The following is an 18,569-nucleotide window of genomic DNA, read 5'->3' on the forward strand; positions in this document are numbered from 1 at the left end:
GCCGCCTACCGCTCGTGCGGCGCGGCCTCCGTCTCGGCCTGGACGGTCGACGCCGTGGGTGGCGCCGCGTGCGCGCCGTGCCCGCCGTCGGCCGGCAGCCCGCCGGGGAGCTCGGTCGCGGGGACCCCGGTCGTCACCGTCTCGTGCGGGTGCGTCCGTTCGAGCGCCGCGCCCTCGATGTCGACGTCCGGCAGGATCCGGTCGAGCCAGCGCGGCAGCCACCAGGCCGAGCGGCCGAGCAGGTGCATGAGCGCGGGCATGAGCAGCATCCGCACCACGAACGCGTCGAGGAGCACGCCGAACGCGAGGCCGAAGCCGATGGACCGGATGATGGTCGACTCCGAGAAGACGAACCCGCCGAACACCGACACCATGATCAGCGCCGCCGCCGTGACGACCGCGCGCCCGGCCCGGAAGCCCTGCACCACCGCGAGCCGCGCGGGAGCGCCGTGCACGTACGCCTCCCGCATGCCGCTGGCGAGGAACAGCTGGTAGTCCATGGCGAGGCCGAACAGGATCCCGACGAGGATCACGGGCAGGAAGCTCAGGATCGGCCCGGAGCTCTCCAGCCCGATGAGGCTCGCGCCCCAGCCGAACTGGAACACGGCGACGATGAGGCCGTAGGTCGCGAACAGCGACAGCACGAACCCGCCCGTCGCGATGAGCGGCAGGAGGATCGAGCGGAACACCACGATGAGTATCAGCAGCGAGAGCCCCACGACCACGAGCAGGTAGAGCGGCAGCACCGCGGCCAGCGCCTCGGAGATGTCGATGTTCGTGGCGGCCTGCCCGGCGACGCCGAGCGAGATGCCGCCCTCGAGCTCGGGCATGGCGCGGATGTCCTGCACCAGCTGCTCGGTCGACGCGCTGTTCGGACCCTCGGTCGGGAGCACCTGGAACGCGAGCACGGTGCCGTCGTCCGTGTTGGCGACGGGGGCGACGGCCACCACGTCGTCGAGGTCGTGCAGCGCCTGCGCGACCTCCACCTGCGTGGCGAGCAGGTCGCCCTGCGAGACGCCGGAAGGCACGTCGGCGACCACGAGCAGCGGGCCGTTGGCGCCCTCGCCGAACTCGGCGGCGACCGTGGAGAAGGCCTGCTGGCTGGTGGATCCGGCCGGCTCGCTGGATCCGTCCGGCAGGCCGAGGCGCATCGAGAGGCTCGGGATCGCGACCACGAGCAGGGCCACGACCGTGCCGACCACCGTGAGCACGGCGCGTGCGTTCGACATCGGCTTGAGGGCCGTCGGCGCCCCGTGCGGGTGGCGCTCGTGGCCGGCGGCGACGCGCGCGCGGTCGCGCTTCCGGAGCACGCGCATGCCGGCGAGGCCGAGGACCGCGGGCGTCAACGTGATCGCGACCAGCACGGCGACGAGCACGCAGACCGCGCCGACCGTGCCCATCAGCGCGAGGAACGGCACGCCCGTGATGTTGAGGGCGAGGAGCGCGACGATCACGGTGGATCCCGCGAACACGACCGCCGTGCCCGACGTGCCGGTGGCGAGCCCGATCGACTCGCGCACGCCCGTGCCGCCGAGGAGCTGCTTGCGGTGCCGGTTGACGATGAAGAGGGAGTAGTCGATGCCGACCGCGAGGCCCAGCATCACGCCCAGCACCGGGGTCACCGACGCCATGTCGACCACGCCGGAGAACGCGAGCGACGCCGTGACGCCGACGCCCACGCCGACCACCGCGGTGACGATGGGGAGCGCGGCGGCGATGAGGGTGCCGAGCATCACGATGAGCACGATGGCGGCGAACACGAGGCCGACGACCTCGCCGATGCCGAAGATCTCGGGCACGCCCTGCGCGAGGTCGGTCGCGAAGTCGACGCTCGTGCCGGCGACGGGGGAGTCCTGGAAGTGCGCGATGGCGTCCTGCTTGGTCTCCTCGGAGAGCTCGAGGCGCGGATCCGTGAAGGAGACGTTGACGATGGCGGTCGAGCCGTCGTCCGAGACGACGCCGATGCCGTCCGTGAGGCCGAGGAGCGTGCGGCCGAGCTCGGCCTGCTCGGCGCCCGACTCGAGCTGCGTGCGCGAGGAGTCGACGGTCGACTGCTGCTGCGCCAGGGCCTGGGTCTGCGCATCGAGCTGGGCCTGCTGGGCGTCGAGCGCGGCGATCTGCGCGGCGGGCGCGCCCGCGGCCTCGGCCTGCTGGCGCGCGGCGGTGAGCTGCTGCTGGCCCGCGTCGAGCTGCGCCTTCCCGGCGTCGAGCTGCTGCTGCGCCTGGTCGAGCTGCGTGCGGCCCGCGGTGATCTGCTCCTCGCCGCTCGTCAGCTGCGCGGCCTGGTCGGCGCGCTGCTGGGTGACGGCGAACGGATCCACCACGCGCGCGACGCCCGGGAGGTCGCCCGCGCTGGTGGCGAGGGCGGAGATGGCGGCCTTCTGCTCGTCCGTGAAGGCGGAGCCGTCGGTCGTGCGGTAGACGACCGTGCCGGTGCCGCCCGCGGTGTCGGGCAGCGTCTGCGCGAGCTCGTCGGTGACGGCGCCGGATGCGGTGCCCGGGATGTCGAAGCTGTTGCCGAGGGTGCCGGCGAACGCGAGGAACGAGCCCACGCCGATCCCGAGGATCACCACCCACGAGACGATCACGAGCCACGCGCGACGCGCGGCCATCGAACCGAGCCGGTACAGCACTGACGCCATGTCATCTCCTTCAGACGCTTCGACGATACGCTACGTCTCGTCTAGTTTCTGGAGCTACCCTGTGCAGGTGAACGAGCACCGAACCGGACGGGTCCGCAGCGAGGCGGCCCGCGAGGCGATCCTCGGCGCGACCGTGCGCCTCATCCACGCCGTCGGCTACGACCACCTCACGATCGAGGGCGTCGCCAAGGAGGCCGGCGTCGGCAAGCAGACGATCTACCGGTGGTGGCCGACGCGCGGCGCGCTCATCGCCGAGTGCATGACCGAGGGCCGGCTGATCCCGGTGGAGTTCGCCGTGCCCGACACGGGCGACCTGCTCGCCGACATCGAGCGCTGGCTCACCGGCGTGCTCGCCGTGCTGGACGCGCCCACCGGCGGCCCGCTCGTCCGTTCGCTCGTGGCGGCGGCCGCCGAGGACGAGGCCGTCGGCGACCACCTCGGCTCGAGCCTCGGCGTCGACCGCGACCTGTCCGAGCGGCTGGCCTCGGGGATCCGCGCGGGCCAGCTCCCGGCCGACGCGCCCGTCGAGGAGCTCGGCCAGGCGATCCTCGGCGTCATCGTGCTGCGCGTGCTCGGCCGGAAGGCCGACCACTCCGAGAGCGTGACGCGGCTGGTGCGGTTCGTGCTCGGATCCGGCGGGGCGACCGGGAAGGCCCGCCGGGGCTGATCAGCCGAGCAGCCGGATCGGCGCGCCCGCGACCCACGCGGCCACGCACTCGTGCGCCTCGGCGAAGAAGCGGCGGTAGGTGTCGTCCGTGACGTAGCCCAGGTGCGGCGTGAGCACCGTGCGCGGCGCCGACCGCCACGGCGAGTCGGCGGGCAGCGGCTCGCGGTCGAACACGTCGAGCGCGGCGCCGCCGATCCGGCCCGCGTGCAGGGCGGCGAGCAGCGCGGCCTCGTCGACGAGCGGGCCGCGGGCGGTGTTCACGAGGATCGCCGTGGGCTTCATCGCGGCGATGTCGCGCGCGCCGATGAGGCCGACGGACGACGCGTCGAGCTTGGCGTGCACGCTGAGGACGTCGGAGGTGGCGACCAGCTCATCCTTGTCGACGGGGATCACGCCGAGGCCGCGCGCCCGCTCCGGATCCAGGTGCCGGCTCCACGCCGCCACCTCCATGTCGAAGGCGAGCGCCACCCGGGCGACGCGCGCGCCGATCGCGCCGAGGCCGACGATGCCGAGCCGACGCCCGGCGAGGTCGCCGCCGATGGTGCCCTGCCAGAGGCCGTCGCGCACGCGGCGGTCCTCCTCGGGCATGTGCCGGAGGGCGGCGAGGATCAGCGCCCACGTCAGCTCGGCGGCGCCCGAGGTGCCGCCGGTCGCGCCGCCCGACACGAGGATCCCGGCGCGGGCCGCCGCCGGCAGGTCGATGGCGGCGTTCGCGCGTCCCGTGGTCACGAGGAGGCGGAGCGCCGGCAGGGCCGAGAGCACGGCCTCGTCGAAGCGGGTGCGCTCGCGCATCGCCACCACGACGTCGAAGGGCCGGAGCGCCGCGACCACCTCACCAGTGGATCCGAGGTGGTCGCGGAACGCGGTGGCCGCAACCCCGGGGATCGATCCCCAGTCGGCGAGACGAGCGGAGACGCCCTGGTGGTCGTCGAGGACGGCGATGCGGATCGGTGCGGTCATGCTCCACTCTTCCTCCTCCCGCCACGCGGCGGGGGATGCGTGCGGTCGGATCAGGCGAAGGCGTTCGGGATGACGACCAGCAGCACCCAGCAGATGAGCGGCGCGACGGCGACCACGGCTCCCGCGTTGAGCAGCAGCTGCCGGTAGAAGACGTTCCGGTCGATGCCCTGCGCGTTCGCCAGCACGAGCGCGCCGTTCGTGGAGAAGGGCGAGACGTCGACCACGGTGGCCGCGATCGAGAGCGCCGCGACGACCCCCACCACGGGCAGCTCGCCGAGCTGCAGCAGCGGCAGCGACAGCGGGATGATCGCCGCGAGCAGCGCGGTCGAGGAGGCGAAGGCCGAGGAGACGCCGATCACGTAGCAGAGCACCAGCGCCACGACCACGGGGGCGCCGATGAGCAGCGCCATGTCGGCGAGGTCGTCGATGGTGCCGAGCTCCTCCAGCATCGCGATGTAGGTGACCATGCCGCCCACCAGCAGCACGGTCGGCCAGCTGATGCCGGCGATCGTGCGGCTCGTGTTCTTCAGGTCGGTGAAGGAGAGGAGCACGCCCGCCGCGATGGCCACGAAGCTGATCGGCTGGTGCCCGACGAGCACGATCACGAGGATGGCGGCGATGAGCGCGAGCGTCAGCATTCGCACCCGGGTGAGCGGCACGTGGTCGGCGTCGACCGCGTCGTCCTCGATGGTCATGACGCTGCCGGTCGCCGTGTACTCGAGCGTCTTCACGCGGCTCGTGACGGCGTAGGCCGCGACCGTCAGCACCGACAGCAGCGTGTTGATCCCGAAGCTGGAGAAGAAGAGCTGCCACGGGTCGAGCGTCAGGCCGTTGCCCTCGACGATGTCGCGCACGAGCACGCCCGAGACGGAGATGGGGGAGAAGGCGCCGGCGTGGGCCCCGTTGATGGTCATGATCCCCATCACGAGCGGGCTCATGCGCGTGCGGCCGGCGAAGCTCATGGCGGCGGGGGCGATGAGCGCGACCGCGGCCGGGCTGAACGTGCCGAGCGACGTGAGGAACGCGGCCACCAGGAAGAAGACCCACGGGATCAGGTAGAGCTTCCCGCGCACGGCCCGGATGCAGGCGCTCACCATCAGGTCGATGGTGCCGTTCTGCTTCGCCATGCCGAAGAAGTAGGTGACGCCGATGATCGTGAGCACGATCGACGACGGGAAGACCTCGAGGATCTCCTTGTCGTCGTAGCCGAACGCGATGGCGCCGACGAGGAAGGCCCCGATGAAGCCGAGGAAGCCGATGTTGATCGGGAACACGGTCGCGATGACGAACATCACGACGAGGCCGATGAGGGGGATGATCTCGATAGACGACACTGTCTTCTCCTGGTGATCGCGGACGCGGGACGCGTCAGCGGGTGGGGGCGAGCGGGATGGGTTCGTGGTGCGTGAGCAGCTCCGAGTCGGCGAGGCGGCGGGCCGCCCGCTGGAGCAGGACCCGCGTGCCGGATGCGTCGACCTCGACGCCGGCGCGGAGCGGGCCGCCGAGGGTCCCGAGGCGGAGCGGCGCGGTGGCTGGATCCACGCCCACGCGCTCGAGCACGGTGCCCGGTTCGCGCGCGGCGAGGGCCAGGGCGACGGCGCTCGTGAGGCCGATGGTGGGGTGCGCGGCGTTCATCGAGAGCATGCGCACGGAGACGTCGTGGTCGGCCGCGCGCACCTCCTCGCCGAGCGTGGTCACGTGGTCGACCGCCGGGCCGACGACGCCGACCTTGGGCACCGCGTCGCCCGCCTCGGCGACGCTCGGCGCGATGCCCATGGCGACGGCGGCGTGCGCGCGGATCCGACGCAGCAGCGGCACGGCCGCGAGGATCTCGACCTCCGTCGCGGCGGCCGGCAGCCCGAGGTCGGCCGCGGCGAGCAGCACGACGGGCGCGCCCGCGTCGGCCATCGTGACCTCGTAGGCGGTGCCGTCGACGACGAGCTCCTCGCGCACGGAGCCGGTGGGGAAGAGGGCGCCGGTCGTGGATCCGGCCGGGTCGACGAACGCGAGGTCGACGGCGGTGCCGGATCCGCGGACGCCCGGCACCGAGACCTCCGCGTCCCGTGCGCCCGCGACCTGGGCGACGACGACCGCGGAGGTGTTGAGGTTCCGCATCCGGACGGTCGTGGCCGCGTCGCCGGCGCCCGCCAGGCCGAACCGCTCGACCGACCACTGCGCGACGGCCGTGGCGCAGTTGCCGCAGTTGCTGCCCCACTCCACGACGTGCGCGCCGATCGCGACCTGCGCGAAGAGGTAGTCGACGTCGATGCCCGGCTCGTCGGTCCGGCCCACGATCACGGCCTTGGACGTGACCGACGTGCCGCCGCCGACGCCGTCGAGCTGGCGCGGGTCGTCGGCGCCGAACAGCTCGATGAGGAGCTCGGCGAGCGCGTCCCGGTCGGCCGGGACGGCGTCGCGGTCGAAGAGCCAGCACTTGCTGGTCCCTCCGCGCATGAGGGTGGCGGGGATGCTCACGAGGCCTCCTGGTCGTCGTCGATGTGCTCACGCTACGAACGCGGTGGGTCAAGGAGAAGCTCGATCTGCTACGCCCCCGTTCAGCTCCGCTAAAGTCGGCGCATGGCCTCCTTCGACCTCGTCACGCTCGACCTGCTGCTCGACGTGGTCGACACCGGCACGCTGACGGGCGGCGCGGCCCGGTCGCGGATGACGACCTCGGCGGCGTCGCAGCGCATCGCGAAGCTCGAGCAGCTCATCGGCCAGCCCGTGCTCGACCGCCTCCCGCGCGGCATGCGGCTGACCGAGGCCGGGCAGGTCCTCGCGGCGAAGGCGCGCGCGGTGCGTCGCGAGCTGCGGGCCGCCGAGGGGGAGCTCGAGGCGATCCGCGGGCTCGAGCACGGCACCGTGCGGCTCGGGTCCTTCCCCACCGTGAGCGCGTCGCTGCTGGCGGATGCGCTCAAGGACGCGCACGCGGCGTGGCCGGGCATCGAGATCCGCGTGCAGTCGGCGCTGCGGCCGGAGCTCATCGACAAGCTCAGCTCCGGCGAGGTCGAGCTCGCGCTGCTGTGGAGCTACGCGTGGACCGAGGAGGCCGAGAAGCACCTCGCGCTGCGGAAGCTGGTGGAGGACGAGACGATGCTGCTCGTCGCGGCGGACAGCCCCATCCGCGACGGGGTGTCGCTCAAGTCGCTGCGGCGGGAGTCGTGGATCACGCGCAACGGCGGGCACCCGGCGGCCGACGTGCTCTACCGCAGCTGCGCGGCCGCGGGCATCCGGCCGGACGTCGCGTACGAGGCGTACGACTACCAGGAGGTGCAGGCGATGGTGGCGGCCGGCGTCGGCATCGCGATGGCGCCCAGGCTCGCGCTCGCGTCGCACCGCGAGGACGTGCGGGCGGTGTCGTTCCGCCCGGCCGACCGGATCCCCGCGCGCACCATCTACCTCGCGTCGCTCGCCCGCCGCGTGGAGACGCCGGCGATGCGCGCCCTGTCGGAGGCGGTCACGCGCGCGGCGCGGTCGTTCGCGGCGAGCGGGGCGGCGGATCCGCGGTAGCCGGATCCTCCCGCTCGGCTCCTAGGCGGGCGCCGGCGCCTCGACGGCGAGCTTCACGCCGACCGCGCCGAGGAGCCCGCCGGTGGCCCAGCGCTGCCAGCGCATCCACCGGGGTCGGCCCCGCAGGAACTAGGCGACCGAGCAGATCACCTCACCGTCGGTGCGGTCGCATCCGCCCGAATTGGGGGTCTCAGGGCGGCTTCACGCTTCTATGCAGACTCATAGGATCTTGGCGATTACCCGATCCTGCGGTGTTGTGCCACGCCCGCGCCTATGCGCCGCGCCGTTTTTGCGACCCGAATCGCACCGGAAGAGAAGCATTGATGCTCAACGAGAACAACGAGTCCGACATCGCCACCGAGCCGCAGCGCCAGCCTGCATCGGAGGAGGTGACGTCGTCCCGGCGCAGAATCACACGGAGATCATGGGTCATCGCCGGCGTGAGCCTCCTGGTCGCCGTCATCGTCGTGGTGGTCGTCGTCCTGGTGGCCAACCTCCTTCGCGAGCAGGCGGAGACGAAGGCCGAGGCCGTGGCCGCCTATTCGTCCATCCGCACCTCACATCTGAGTGCGATCTCGAATCTGCGCAACAGCATCGACAGCGCTGAAGCGGTGACGGAGACGAAGGCGGAGGGTGACGTGGAGGACGGCAGTCTTCTCCGCGAGCTCACCGCCGAGGTCGGTACCGCGAAGGCGGGACTGGCCGAGTCGCAGCGGAAGTACATCGATCCAGCGGGCTTCGGAAGCGATGAGGTGGATGCGGCCGCAGCGGGACTCGGGCTGGCGCGGTACCAGGCGGAGATCGCGACGAAGAGCCTGAACGAGGCGCGAGTGGCCGTCGTCGACAGTGCGTCGGCGCACGATGCGCGAATCGCGGAAGAAGAACAAGCTGCCAAGACCGCCGCAGCGAAGGCCAGTGCAGGCACGATCGCCTTCGAAGACCTTGCTCGAGCGGGCAACAGCGCGATCGGCACGTACTACCGGTTCGAGGGCCGCATCATCCAGGACGCGGGTGGCGGCACCTATCGGGTGAACATGACGAAGGATCCTGGTTACACGCGCGTCTTCTGGGAAGACACGATCCTCGTCTCCGTCTCTGGCACACCCGGTACTCGTTTGATCGAAGACGACATCATCTCGTTCACCGCCGCATCCGCGGGCGAGCAGAGCTATACGACCGTCCTCGGTGCGACCGTGACACTGCCCCTGGTCATTGCGGAAGCGTCAGACATCTCGGTGACAGGGCGGGCGGACTGACGAGCGCGATGGGCCTGTAGGTCTTCTTCGCTGAGACGGCGCTCCTCGGGGCGACACTCGGGCGAAGCAGCATCGATGGCGAGCCGATCTCGTGTCATCGCGCCTTCCCGCGGATGCGGGATCAGGAGGATCCCGTGGAAGGGTGCTCCGGCGATCATCCGTACGCGTAGAACCCCTCGCCCGACTCCACGCCGAGCTTGCCCTGGTCGAGGTACTCGCTCTGGAGGTGCGCCGCCCACGCCTGCGCGCCCGGGTCGTCGCTCGCGGCGGAGACCGCGTAGGCGGTGCGGAGGCCGATGAGGTCGAAGATCTGGAACGGGCCGAGCGGCGCGCCGGTCGCGATGCGCCAGGTGGTGTCGATGGTCTGCGGATCCGCGACGCCCTTCAGCAGGAGGCCCGCGGCCGCGTCGAGCAGCGGCACGAGCAGCGAGTTGAGCACGTAGCCGGGCTGCTCCTTCTTCAGCGGGATCGGGACCATGCCGATCTCCTCCGCGAACGCGACCACCCGGTCGAACACCTCGGGCGACGTGCGCTCGGTGCCCATGACCTCGGCCGTGTTCTGCCGCCACACGTGGTTCGCGAAGTGCAGGGCGAGGAAGCGGTCAGGGCGGCCGGTGGAGTCGGCGATCGCGCTCGGCAGCAGCGTCGACGAGTTGGTGGCGAAGACCGTGCGCTCGGGCGCGGCCTCGGCGATGCGGCGGTAGACGTCCTGCTTGAGGTCGAGGCGCTCGGGGACCGCCTCGATCACGAGGTCTGCGTCGGCGACGGAGGCGGCGAGGTCGCTCGTCAGCGTGATCCCCGCGGCGGCCGCGGCCGCGGACTCCCGGGTCTCCTCGCCGGACTCGGACACGAACTGCGCGACGATCGCGTCGAGCCGCCCGCGCGCGGCCTCGAGCGCGGCACCGTCGACGTCGTAGCTCGTCACGGTCTTGCCGTGGTTCGCGGCCTGGAACGCGATCTGGGCGCCGAGCACCCCCGCTCCGAGGACGGTGACCTTCGTGATGTCGGGCATGCGGACTCCTTCGTCGGCGGACGCGGCGAGGCGGCGGGCGGGTCCCGCGCCGGGCGTCCTCGCCAGCGAACCACCGGTGGAGTCGGGCGGTCGGGTCCGTGCGGCGAGCGGACATCACTCGCCCGCGCGCCCGGGGCATCCCCGGCCGGCACTCGGTAGCGTCGGGGAGCGGATCCCTCCGCCGAGCAGGAGGACCCCATGAGCGAGACCCCGAGGCGCAGGCCCCTCGATCCCCTCGACCCCGCCGACCAGGGCGTCGCCGGCGAGCTCCGCCGCGACCGCTACCTCGGCGCCCGCGACCTGACCCGCTGGGCGACCCCGGTCGGCCGCGCCCTGGTGCGGCTCGTGCAGCGGATCGTGCGGGCGCTCGGCCCGTACGCCGCCCTCGTGATCACGCTGCTGGTGGGCCTCGTGCTCGCGTTCGGCCTCGCCGCGATCGCCGCGCAGGTCTACGACAACGTGACCGACGCCGACGGGGTCGCCGGCCTCGACCGGCCGCTCCTGGCCTTCATGATCGGCATCCGGACGCCTTGGCTGAACGACGTGGCGACTGCGTACACGGACGTCGCGGGCGTCGTGGTCATGCCGATCATCGCGGTGGTGACGATGCTGTTCCTCGCGGTGCGGCGCCGCTCGTGGACCCCGATCATCCTCGTGCTCGCGGCCGGCGGCGGATCCCTGCTGCTCACCATCGCGGGCAAGGACATCATCGACCGCGCCCGCCCCGACCTCGCCGACGCGGTGCCGCCGTACGAGACGTCGCCGTCGTTCCCGAGCGGCCACACGCTGAACGCGGTCGCGATCGCCGGGATCCTCGCCTACCTGCTGCTCCTCCGCCAGCACCGCCGCGCCACCCGCGTGCTCTCGATCGCCGTGGCCGTGGTCTTCGCCGTGACGATCGGCGCCACCCGCGTGTACCTCGGCCACCACTGGTTCACGGACGTGCTCGCGGCCTTCTTCCTCGGCGGCGCCTGGCTGGCGCTGGTGATCACGGCGCATCGGTTGTATCTGACGGCGCGGCGGCCCGAAGTGGGGGAGGCGGCGGACGGCTGAGCCATATCGCGTGTGGGACGGTGGATGCATGGACGACAGGCGCAGCTTCGAGCACGACTCAGCGGCGAAGAGGCGGCTGACGGGGGAGCTCTCCGCTCGTCAGTCGCTCGGGCTGGTCGCGGTGACCGCCTTCATGTCCGCGTCCGCGCTCGCATTCGTCGAGCTCGACTTCGTCATGCGGATCGTCGTCATGGTGGTCGTGATGCTGGTGCTCGCGCCGATCGGCCGGGTCGTCATCCGCCGCAGCAACCTCCGTCGGAACCGCTAGCCCGCACGCGCTCGGGTCGACCCGTGCGACCCTTGCGGCATGGATCTCGAGGTCGGCCCCGCGCTGACCATCCCCGCCGCCGAGCTGCAGTGGCGGTTCTCGCGGTCGTCCGGGCCCGGCGGACAGCACGTCAACACGTCGGACAGTCGGGTGCAGCTCACGTGGAGCCCGGTCGAGTCACTGGTGCTGACCGATCAGCAGCGGGCGCGGATCCTCGAGCGGCTCGGTCGGCGCCTGGTCGGCGGCGCGATCACGGTGACGGTCTCCGAGCAGCGGTCGCAGCTGCGGAACCGGGTCGCCGCGATCGACGCGCTGCGCGAGATCGTGGCGGATGCGCTCGCGCCTGACGCCGCACCGCGACGGCCGACGCGTCCCACGAGGGGCTCCCAGAAGAGACGCCTCGCGGCCAAGACGCAGCGATCCGCGACGAAGCAGCAGCGCAAGCGGCCGACCGGCGACTGAGCGCGCGAGCGCAGAGACGTCAGCGGATCAGGCCGACGCCCCTACTGCCACGTCGGACCGGTCCCACCCCAACGCCTCCCCGATCCCCTTGATCGCCGCGAGCGAGCGCAGGTTGAAGTCCACGCCGAGCTGGTTGGGGATGGTGACGAGGAGGGTGTCGGCCGCGGCGATCGCCTGGTCGGCGCCGAGCTCCTCGATGAGGCGCTCGGGGGCGCCGATGTAGGAGCGGCCGAAGCGCCACTTCTCGCCGCCGACCTCGCCGACCTGGTCGCGGCCCTCGATCTGCGCGCGGACCCCGAAGTACGCCTCCGACTCGTCGTCGACGATCGGGATGATGCTGCGGCTGACGCTCACGCGCGGCTCCCACGCGTGCCCGGCAGCGGCCCAGCCGTCGCGGAACAGCTGGATCTGCTCGGCCTGGAGCACGTCGAGCGGCACGCCGGTGTCCTCGGAGAGGAGCGTCGACGACATGAGGTTCATGCCCTGCTCGGCCGCCCACCGGCCGGTGGCGCGCGTGCCGGCGCCCCACCAGATCCGCTCGCGGAGGCCGGGCGACTGCGGGGTGAGCGCGACGCCGCCCGCGATCATGCCGCGCTGCGGGGCCGCGGTCGCGAGCTCCTCGCCCTCGAGCGCGCGGAGGAAGAGGCCGGTGTGGCGGCGGGCCATGTCGGCGTCGGTCTCGCCGTCCTGCGGCACGTAGCCGAAGGACTCGTAGCCGGCCTCGACCTGCTCGGGCGATCCGCGGCTGATGCCGAGCTGCACCCGGCGGTTGGAGATGAGGTCGGTCATGGCCGCCTCCTCCGCCATGTAGAGGGGGTTCTCGTAGCGCATGTCGACGACGCCGGTGCCGATCTCGATCCGGCTGGTGCGGCTCGCGATGGCGGCCAGCAGCGGGAACGGCGCCGCCTGCTGCGGCGCGAAGTGGTGCACGCGGAAGTACGCGCCGTCGATGCCGATCTCCTCGGCCGCGACCGCGAGGTCGATCGACTGGAGCAGCGAGTCCTGGGCGGTGCGCACGCGGGATCCGCGCACGTCCTGCCAGTGATTGAACGACAGGAAGCCGATCTTCGTGGCCATGGGGCGCTCCTCGGTGCTCGACGGCGGCGGATCCGGGTGGATGCGTCTGCATGGAAGTGAACGGCGGCCAGGCGCCCGTCTATTCCCGCGTCCGCTTCACCTCGGGCCTGATCTGCGGCTCGCTCAGCTCGTGCTCCTCGAACTCCCCACGCCGGGCACGTTCGAGTGCGGCGAGGAGTCGTCGTGCGCCGGCCGGGTTGCGGAGCAGGTAGGAGCTCTCGTCTTCGGCGGACATGGGAGGGCCTCTCATCGGGATGAGGCGACGGTACCTGTACCTCCCGCGCCCGCCGGCCTACGCTCCGGACATGCACCGCATCTACACGACGTCCTTCGCGTCCGTCCACGTGCTCTACGTGAAGAAGGTCGAGCGCAAGGGCCGCACGCAGGCCGAGGTCGACGAGGTGATCACCTGGCTCACCGGCTTCGACCAGGCCGAGCTCCAGCGCCACCTCGACGCGGAGACGACGTTCCAGGACTTCTTCGCCGCCGCCCGCCTCAACCCGCTCGCCGACGAGGTGCGCGGTGTCATCTGCGGCGTCCGCATCGAGGAGATCGAGGACCCGCTGATGAAGGAGATCCGGATCCTCGACAAGCTCGTGGACGAGATCGCTCGCGGGCGGCCGATGCAGAAGGTGCTCCGCGGCAGCTAGCCGATCCGCTCCGCCTCCGCGAGCACCGCCGCCGGCAGCACCGCGCTCGCGTGCAGCACCTCGATGCCGAGGAGGCGGCCGTGGGCGTCGAAGTCGAGGGCGACCTCGCCGCGGTCGCCCGGCGTCGTGATCGCGGGGATGGTCGTGGCCGCCTCGCCGTCGCCGACCGGCCCCGCGAGCGCGATGTACGCGGCATCCGCGACCGCGTCGTACGTGACCCGCATCAGGCGCCCGCCGCCATCACCCGACGGAACGCGCCGAGGGTGTCGCGCAGCACGTCGGCGAGTTCGGCTCCGCCGGCGCCGGCGCCGGCCCGCCCGCCGTCATCCGACAGCCACCGCCCGATGGACACCCCGAAGACCGTCGCCGTGGCGTGGGCGACGAGCACGGCCGTGAGCGGATCCACCCCGCGCTCGACGAACCCCGCGCGCACCGCCTCCTGCATCGCCGCGACCTTGCGCATCTCGCGCTCCTGCAGGCCGGCGTCGGCGACGATGATGCGCTTCCGGGCGAGCAGCGTCGCGCGCCCCTCCGCGAACTGCGACGCGACGACCTCCGGGAAGCCGTCCTCGACGACCTGGAGCGGCGAGCGGTCGGGCGCCGCCTCGCGGATGATGCGCGTGACGAGCGCCGGCAGCTCGTCCTCCTCGGCGAACAGCACCTCGCGCTTGTCGGCGAAGTGGCGGAAGAAGGTGCGGGTCGTGAGGCCGGCGCGGGCGGTGATCTCGGGCACGGTCGTCTCCGCGAACCCCTGCTCGCGGAACAGCTCGAGGGCGGCGGCGGCCAGGCGCTCGCGCGTGTCCGGCTGCCATCTGCTCATGCGTCGATCCTAGTGATGACATTCCGTGTCATGGGTGTGTATGGTGATGACACGCGATGTCATCAGGCAGCGCGACCCCGAGATCGGAGATCCGCCGTGCCCACCGAATCCGTCGAGTCCGCCGCCTGGCTCGCCTCGTCCGCCGCCGACCTCACCGTCGGCCCGGCGCCCCGCACCGCACCCGGGGCCGGCGAGGTCGCGATCCGCGTGCGCGCCGTCGCGATCAACCCGCTCGACACCATGAAGCAGCACATGGGCGACCTCATGTACCGCTGGCTCCCGCACCCGGCGGTGCTCGGCGAGGACGTCGCGGGCGTCGTCGAGGAGGTCGGCCCGGGCGTCACGCGCTTCGCCGTCGGCGACCGGGTCGTCGCCTACGCGGTCGGCATGGAGAAGGGGCGGCGGCACGCGCCCGAGGGCGGATTCCAGACCCGCGCGATCGTGCGCACCGACCTCGCCGCGCCGATCCCCGACGCCCTCCGCTTCGAGGAAGCCGCCGTCCTCCCGCTCGGCGTCTCCACCGCCGCATCGGGACTCTTCGGCGCCGGTCAGCTGGGCCTGCGCATGCCGGGCGCGACCACGCCGGCCACGGGGGAGACCGTGGTCGTGTGGGGCGGATCCACGAGCGTCGGCATGAACGCGATCCAGCTCGCCGTCGCCGCCGGCTACGACGTCGTGACCACCGCGTCGCCGCGCAACCACGAGCTCGTGCGCTCGCTCGGCGCGAGCCGCGCCTTCGACTACCGGAGCCCGACGGCCGTGCAGGACATCGTGCAGCACCTGGCCGGGCGACGCGTGGCGGGCGTGCTCGCGATCGGCACCGGATCCGGCGACCCGGCCGTGCGGATCGCCGCCGCCACGGGCGCGACGCGCGTCAGCATGGCGAGCCCGCCCGTGTCGTTCGAGACCCTCCCGCGCGGTGGCCGCATCGGCCTGCCGCTCGTGCGCCTCGGCCTCCGCATGGGCACCGCCACCCCGGCCCTGATGCTGCGGGCACGCGCCCGCGGGATCCGCGCGACCTTCATCTGGGGCAGCGCGCTCATGCACGACGAGGTCGGCCCGATGCTCTGGGAGCGCTTCCTGCCGGCCGCGCTCGCCGAGGGCCGCTACGTCCCGATGCCCGAGGCGGAGGTCGTCGGCACCGGGCTCGCGAGCATCCAGCCCGCGATGGACCGGCTGCGCGCAGGCGTCTCGGCGCGGAAGCTCGTGGTCACGCTCTAGCGGGGTGCGGGGTCCCCGCTCCGCTCACTGCCGGGGGAGCCGGGCGCTCAGCACCCAGGATCCGTCGACGGCGCGGGCGTCGAGATCGCCGCCGAGGAGGGTGACGCGCTCCCGCATCCGGTGGATCCCGTAGCCGGAGGAGGGGATCGGGCTCGCGGAGGACCGGAACGGCAGGCTGCTCGTGACGGAGACCGTCACGTCGGTGGTCCCGCGCACGAACTCCACCTGCACGTCCGGCAGGGATGCCGAGTGCTTCGCCACGTTGGTGGCCGCCTCCCGGAGGAACCGGACGAGGGTCCTCTCGATGGCGCTCGAGACCTCGATCCCCTCGAGCGAGCCCATGGACACGCGCGCGCCCAGCGCCTCGAGGTCGCGTCGGACGGCCTCGACCGTCCCCGCGAGGGTGTCCCCGGCGGACTCGGGGTCCTCCCCGTCCACCCCGGGGCGCCCGTCGCGCACCACGCGGAGCACGCGCCGGATGTCCGCGAGCGCCTGATCCGCGCTGTCGCGGATCGCGACGATGGACTGGGCCCGCGTCCCGGGATCGTCGACCCGCTCGAGCACGCGCACGTGCATGGCGACCAGGGTCACGTCGTGGGCGATGATGTCGTGCAGCTCGTCGGCGATCCGCTGGCGCTCGGACTCCAGCTCCGTGGCGCGGACGCGCTCGAGGTCCTCGAGGTCGACCGCGAGACCCCGCTCCCTCCGGAGCGATGAGCGCAGGGTCCACCCGACCAGGGACGCGAGCACCCCGATCAGGAGCACGACGGGCAGGGCCGATGTCGTGAGGCCCTCGGTGGTCGACCAGTGCAGGACGATCGCGGACATGGCGGCGACGGCGTACGCCGCGCTGAACCACCGGGGGCTGGTGTAGACGACCAGTCCCGCGGCGGCGGCGAGGTAGACGGCGAGGCCGCCACCCTGGCCGGCGGCGGTCTCCAGGGTCGCCGTCACCAGCAGGCCGACGGCGGCGGTCGGGGGCGACCACGCGAAGAGGGCGACGGCGACGGTCGGCGCGCTCTGGGTGACCAGCTCGCGCCAGGAGACGGCCGGGTCGCCGACGGCGCCCACGACGTCGATGAGCAGCACCAGCGCCATCACCACCACGAGCGCGATGCGCCCGCTCACGGGCAGTGGCGAGAACCCCGCCTCCCTGCCGCTCAGCGCGGCCGGGAGGCCGGCCACCCGGTGTCGGAGGTCCTCTGCTCTCGTCACCCGCCCATCATGACGGGTCGTCGACCCGCCTCACTTGCAGATGCCGAGGAGCTTGCAGGCCTCGTCCCAGAACCCCGTCGGTCGGATGAACTCCATGAGCGTGCTCAGTGCCAGCATCGTCGTGCCCTTCCCGTGCATCCCGGCAAGGTTGCTGCCGGCTCCGCGCGCGGCGATGCATACGGAGGTCGCGGATGCCGAGACTTTCGTATGGAGGTCGACGTCGGGCTGCGGCATAGGCTCGGCAGATGGATCCCATCCGCGTCCTCATCGCCGATGACGAGGCGCTGGTCCGACACGCGCTGCGCATATTCGTCCAGACCGATCCGGGGATGACGGTGGTCGGCGAGGCGAACGACGGCGTGCTCGCCGTGCGCGCCGCCGAGGAGCTGCGACCGGACGTCGTCCTGATGGACCTGCAGATGCCGCGCATGGGCGGCATGGAGGCGACGCAGCGGATCACCTCGGCGCTGCCGGACACGCGCGTGCTCGCCGTCACGACGTTCTCGTCGGAACGGCACGTGGTCCCGGCTCTGCGCGCGGGCGCATCCGGCTATCTCGTGAAGGACAGCGAGCCGGAGGACATCCTGCACGCCATCCGCGAGGTGCAGGCCGGCCGGTCGGTGCTGTCGCCGCGCATCACCCGCGACCTGATCCTCTCCCTCCGCGACGAGCCTGCCGCGGCGCTGCCTTCCACCGCGGGGCACGAACCGCTCACGCCGCGCGAGGACTCGATCGTCCGCCTCATCGGCCGAGGGATGTCCAACGCGGAGATCGCGGGCGAGCTGCATCTCTCCGAGCCCACGATCAAGGCGAACCTCAGCCGCGTCATGACCAAGTGGGACGTGCGGGACAGGGTGCAGGTGCTGATCCACGCGGTCCGCAACGGGATCGTCGACCTCACCCACGACGAGGGGTCGGCAGGCGCCCGCGAGCGGTGACCGCGCCGTCCGTCGTGGACCTCGCGCCGTCCCCGTGCGCGCTGGTCCCGCGGCTCGTGCGGCCCGGCGAGTAGGGGGCGCTCGCGGACGGCCTGATGCCGATGCCCACGCGTCGGGCGACGGCGGCCGTCCGTAGCATCGGATCCATGCCCGCCGCCGTGCACGACCTCCTCACCGTCCCCGACCGCGCCGCCTGGCGCGCCTGGCTCGACGCGCACGAGGAGTCGTCCGACGGCGTGTGGCTGGTGCTCGCGAAGAAGGGCACGACGGATCCGACCTCCCTCACCTACGCGGAGGCCCTCGACGAGGCGCTGTGCAGCGGGTGGATCGACGGGCAGACCGCGAGCATCGACGAGCGCGTGTTCCGCCGCCGGTTCACGCCCCGGCGGAGGGCGTCGCTGTGGTCGGAGCGCAACATCGGACTCGTCGCGACGCTCACGGCCGAGGGGCGGATGCGGCCGGCCGGGATCCGCGAGGTGGAGCGCGCGCAGGCCGACGGCCGCTGGGAGCGCGCGTACGCGGGCCAGGCGTCCGCCGCCGAGCCCGAGGACCTGCTGGCCGCGCTCGCCGCGTCGCCCGCCGCCGCGGCGACCTTCGCGACGCTCAGCAAGGTCAACCGCTACGCGGTGATCCACCGGGTCGCGACCGCGCCGAACGCCACCGTCCGCGCGAACCGCCTCGCGAAGCTCGTCGCGATGCTCGAGCGCGGGGAGGCGCCGCACCCGCGGTAGGCGCGCGCTGCACCTCCGCGCGAGCCGGTCGTGGTGCCACCCGCGCGCAGGATCCGGCCCTCGCCGAGCATGTCGGCCGCGTGCCTT

At 72.6% G+C, this 18,569-nt stretch carries 20 protein-coding genes; 10 read left to right on the plus strand and 10 right to left on the minus strand.

The window, feature by feature from the left end:
- Positions 1-5 precede the first annotated feature (5 nt).
- On the minus strand, positions 6-2,642 hold the full coding sequence (locus FGG90_RS11920; RefSeq protein WP_094126880.1) for an MMPL family transporter: 2,637 nt from the start codon (positions 2,640-2,642) through the stop codon (positions 6-8).
- Between the two features lie 67 nt (positions 2,643-2,709).
- On the opposite strand from FGG90_RS11920, the gene FGG90_RS11925 reads away from it, so the two are divergent.
- Positions 2,710-3,309 carry a TetR/AcrR family transcriptional regulator gene (locus FGG90_RS11925; protein WP_237583368.1) on the plus strand — a complete coding sequence of 200 codons (600 nt, stop codon included), beginning with the start codon at positions 2,710-2,712 and terminating at the stop codon, positions 3,307-3,309.
- Here the strand turns inward: FGG90_RS11925 and FGG90_RS11930 are convergent, their stop codons facing one another.
- From FGG90_RS11930 to FGG90_RS11940, 3 genes are read right to left on the minus strand one after another with little or no spacing between them, the layout of a single operon-like run.
- The gene (locus tag FGG90_RS11930; RefSeq protein ID WP_210433026.1) at positions 3,310-4,269 is read right to left on the minus strand and encodes a D-2-hydroxyacid dehydrogenase family protein; all 960 of its coding nucleotides are present in this window, start codon (positions 4,267-4,269) and stop codon (positions 3,310-3,312) included.
- A 50-nt stretch (positions 4,270-4,319) separates the two neighbouring features.
- Positions 4,320-5,603, minus strand: a complete 1,284-nt coding sequence (locus tag FGG90_RS11935) for an SLC13 family permease (RefSeq protein ID WP_094126877.1) — start codon at positions 5,601-5,603, stop codon at positions 4,320-4,322.
- Positions 5,604-5,637: 34 nt separating this feature from the next.
- A complete protein-coding gene (locus FGG90_RS11940; protein WP_094126875.1) occupies positions 5,638-6,744 on the minus strand; it encodes a PrpF domain-containing protein in 1,107 nt (368 codons plus the stop codon).
- A 102-nt stretch (positions 6,745-6,846) separates the two neighbouring features.
- Here FGG90_RS11940 and FGG90_RS11945 point away from each other — a divergent pair, with 102 nt between their 5' ends.
- Positions 6,847-7,779 (plus strand): LysR family transcriptional regulator, encoded by a 933-nt coding sequence (locus tag FGG90_RS11945; protein WP_094126873.1) that lies wholly within the window; start codon positions 6,847-6,849, stop codon positions 7,777-7,779.
- A 323-nt stretch (positions 7,780-8,102) separates the two neighbouring features.
- Positions 8,103-9,035: a hypothetical protein gene (locus FGG90_RS11950; protein WP_094126871.1), complete on the plus strand. Its 933-nt coding sequence runs from the start codon at positions 8,103-8,105 to the stop codon at positions 9,033-9,035.
- Positions 9,036-9,189: 154 nt separating this feature from the next.
- Here the strand turns inward: FGG90_RS11950 and FGG90_RS11955 are convergent, their stop codons facing one another.
- A complete protein-coding gene (locus FGG90_RS11955; protein ID WP_094126869.1) occupies positions 9,190-10,047 on the minus strand; it encodes a 3-hydroxyacyl-CoA dehydrogenase in 858 nt (285 codons plus the stop codon).
- 198 nt (positions 10,048-10,245) lie between these two features.
- On the opposite strand from FGG90_RS11955, the gene FGG90_RS11960 reads away from it, so the two are divergent.
- The 3 genes from FGG90_RS11960 to arfB are packed head-to-tail and all read left to right on the plus strand — an operon-like array spanning position 10,246 to position 11,830.
- A complete protein-coding gene (locus tag FGG90_RS11960) occupies positions 10,246-11,100 on the plus strand; it encodes a phosphatase PAP2 family protein (protein ID WP_094126867.1) in 855 nt (284 codons plus the stop codon).
- 28 nt (positions 11,101-11,128) lie between these two features.
- Positions 11,129-11,368 carry a hypothetical protein gene (locus FGG90_RS11965; protein ID WP_086518328.1) on the plus strand — a complete coding sequence of 80 codons (240 nt, stop codon included), beginning with the start codon at positions 11,129-11,131 and terminating at the stop codon, positions 11,366-11,368.
- A 39-nt stretch (positions 11,369-11,407) separates the two neighbouring features.
- On the plus strand, positions 11,408-11,830 hold the full coding sequence (arfB, locus tag FGG90_RS11970) for an alternative ribosome rescue aminoacyl-tRNA hydrolase ArfB (protein WP_094126865.1): 423 nt from the start codon (positions 11,408-11,410) through the stop codon (positions 11,828-11,830).
- 27 nt (positions 11,831-11,857) lie between these two features.
- Here the strand turns inward: arfB and FGG90_RS11975 are convergent, their stop codons facing one another.
- Positions 11,858-12,907: an LLM class flavin-dependent oxidoreductase gene (locus FGG90_RS11975; RefSeq protein ID WP_094126863.1), complete on the minus strand. Its 1,050-nt coding sequence runs from the start codon at positions 12,905-12,907 to the stop codon at positions 11,858-11,860.
- A 79-nt stretch (positions 12,908-12,986) separates the two neighbouring features.
- Positions 12,987-13,142: a type II toxin-antitoxin system Phd/YefM family antitoxin gene (locus tag FGG90_RS11980; RefSeq protein WP_165771365.1), complete on the minus strand. Its 156-nt coding sequence runs from the start codon at positions 13,140-13,142 to the stop codon at positions 12,987-12,989.
- A gap of 70 nt (positions 13,143-13,212) precedes the next feature.
- On the opposite strand from FGG90_RS11980, the gene FGG90_RS11985 reads away from it, so the two are divergent.
- Positions 13,213-13,557 (plus strand): DUF2200 domain-containing protein, encoded by a 345-nt coding sequence (locus tag FGG90_RS11985; RefSeq protein ID WP_094126861.1) that lies wholly within the window; start codon positions 13,213-13,215, stop codon positions 13,555-13,557.
- Here the strand turns inward: FGG90_RS11985 and FGG90_RS11990 are convergent.
- Positions 13,554-13,781 (minus strand): DUF2283 domain-containing protein, encoded by a 228-nt coding sequence (locus FGG90_RS11990; RefSeq protein ID WP_094126859.1) that lies wholly within the window; start codon positions 13,779-13,781, stop codon positions 13,554-13,556. The two genes, FGG90_RS11985 and FGG90_RS11990, sit on opposite strands and share 4 nt — an antisense overlap.
- Positions 13,781-14,377, minus strand: a complete 597-nt coding sequence (locus FGG90_RS11995) for a TetR/AcrR family transcriptional regulator (protein ID WP_094126857.1) — start codon at positions 14,375-14,377, stop codon at positions 13,781-13,783. The genes FGG90_RS11990 and FGG90_RS11995 overlap by 1 nt, the downstream gene beginning before the upstream one ends.
- A 96-nt stretch (positions 14,378-14,473) precedes the next feature.
- Here FGG90_RS11995 and FGG90_RS12000 point away from each other — a divergent pair, with 96 nt between their 5' ends.
- Entirely contained in the window at positions 14,474-15,598 is a 1,125-nt protein-coding gene (locus tag FGG90_RS12000) for a zinc-binding alcohol dehydrogenase family protein (RefSeq protein ID WP_094126856.1), read from the plus strand.
- 24 nt (positions 15,599-15,622) lie between these two features.
- Here the strand turns inward: FGG90_RS12000 and FGG90_RS12005 are convergent, their stop codons facing one another.
- Complete coding sequence (locus tag FGG90_RS12005; protein ID WP_133065132.1) at positions 15,623-16,726, minus strand: sensor histidine kinase; 1,104 nt, start codon at positions 16,724-16,726, stop codon at positions 15,623-15,625.
- Positions 16,727-17,058: 332 nt separating this feature from the next.
- Between FGG90_RS12005 and FGG90_RS12010 the strand changes: the two genes are divergently transcribed.
- Both FGG90_RS12010 and FGG90_RS12015 read left to right on the plus strand, forming a co-directional pair.
- Positions 17,059-17,751 carry a response regulator gene (locus tag FGG90_RS12010; RefSeq protein WP_094126851.1) on the plus strand — a complete coding sequence of 231 codons (693 nt, stop codon included), beginning with the start codon at positions 17,059-17,061 and terminating at the stop codon, positions 17,749-17,751.
- A 146-nt stretch (positions 17,752-17,897) separates the two neighbouring features.
- Positions 17,898-18,482: a YdeI/OmpD-associated family protein gene (locus tag FGG90_RS12015; protein WP_094131308.1), complete on the plus strand. Its 585-nt coding sequence runs from the start codon at positions 17,898-17,900 to the stop codon at positions 18,480-18,482.
- Positions 18,483-18,569 lie beyond the last annotated feature (87 nt).

Source organism: Clavibacter michiganensis subsp. tessellarius (genome assembly GCF_021922985.1).
In the GTDB taxonomy this organism is placed as follows: Bacteria; Actinomycetota; Actinomycetes; order Actinomycetales; family Microbacteriaceae; genus Clavibacter; species Clavibacter tessellarius.

What these genes read in the sequence shown, in the direction of transcription:
- FGG90_RS11920 (WP_094126880.1), bottom strand. Translation starts at nt 2,642, where the DNA reads ATGGCGTCAGTGCTGTACCGGCTCGGTTCGATGGCCGCGCGTCGCGCG.
- FGG90_RS11930 (WP_210433026.1), bottom strand. Translation starts at nt 4,269, where the DNA reads ATGACCGCACCGATCCGCATCGCCGTCCTCGACGACCACCAGGGCGTC.
- FGG90_RS11945 (WP_094126873.1), top strand. Translation starts at nt 6,847, where the DNA reads ATGGCCTCCTTCGACCTCGTCACGCTCGACCTGCTGCTCGACGTGGTC.
- FGG90_RS11950 (WP_094126871.1), top strand. Translation starts at nt 8,103, where the DNA reads ATGCTCAACGAGAACAACGAGTCCGACATCGCCACCGAGCCGCAGCGC.
- FGG90_RS11955 (WP_094126869.1), bottom strand. Translation starts at nt 10,047, where the DNA reads ATGCCCGACATCACGAAGGTCACCGTCCTCGGAGCGGGGGTGCTCGGC.
- FGG90_RS11960 (WP_094126867.1), top strand. Translation starts at nt 10,246, where the DNA reads ATGAGCGAGACCCCGAGGCGCAGGCCCCTCGATCCCCTCGACCCCGCC.
- FGG90_RS11965 (WP_086518328.1), top strand. Translation starts at nt 11,129, where the DNA reads ATGGACGACAGGCGCAGCTTCGAGCACGACTCAGCGGCGAAGAGGCGG.
- arfB (WP_094126865.1), top strand. Translation starts at nt 11,408, where the DNA reads ATGGATCTCGAGGTCGGCCCCGCGCTGACCATCCCCGCCGCCGAGCTG.
- FGG90_RS11975 (WP_094126863.1), bottom strand. Translation starts at nt 12,907, where the DNA reads ATGGCCACGAAGATCGGCTTCCTGTCGTTCAATCACTGGCAGGACGTG.
- FGG90_RS11980 (WP_165771365.1), bottom strand. Translation starts at nt 13,142, where the DNA reads ATGTCCGCCGAAGACGAGAGCTCCTACCTGCTCCGCAACCCGGCCGGC.
- FGG90_RS11985 (WP_094126861.1), top strand. Translation starts at nt 13,213, where the DNA reads ATGCACCGCATCTACACGACGTCCTTCGCGTCCGTCCACGTGCTCTAC.
- FGG90_RS11990 (WP_094126859.1), bottom strand. Translation starts at nt 13,781, where the DNA reads ATGCGGGTCACGTACGACGCGGTCGCGGATGCCGCGTACATCGCGCTC.
- FGG90_RS11995 (WP_094126857.1), bottom strand. Translation starts at nt 14,377, where the DNA reads ATGAGCAGATGGCAGCCGGACACGCGCGAGCGCCTGGCCGCCGCCGCC.
- FGG90_RS12010 (WP_094126851.1), top strand. Translation starts at nt 17,059, where the DNA reads ATGGATCCCATCCGCGTCCTCATCGCCGATGACGAGGCGCTGGTCCGA.
- FGG90_RS12015 (WP_094131308.1), top strand. Translation starts at nt 17,898, where the DNA reads ATGCCCGCCGCCGTGCACGACCTCCTCACCGTCCCCGACCGCGCCGCC.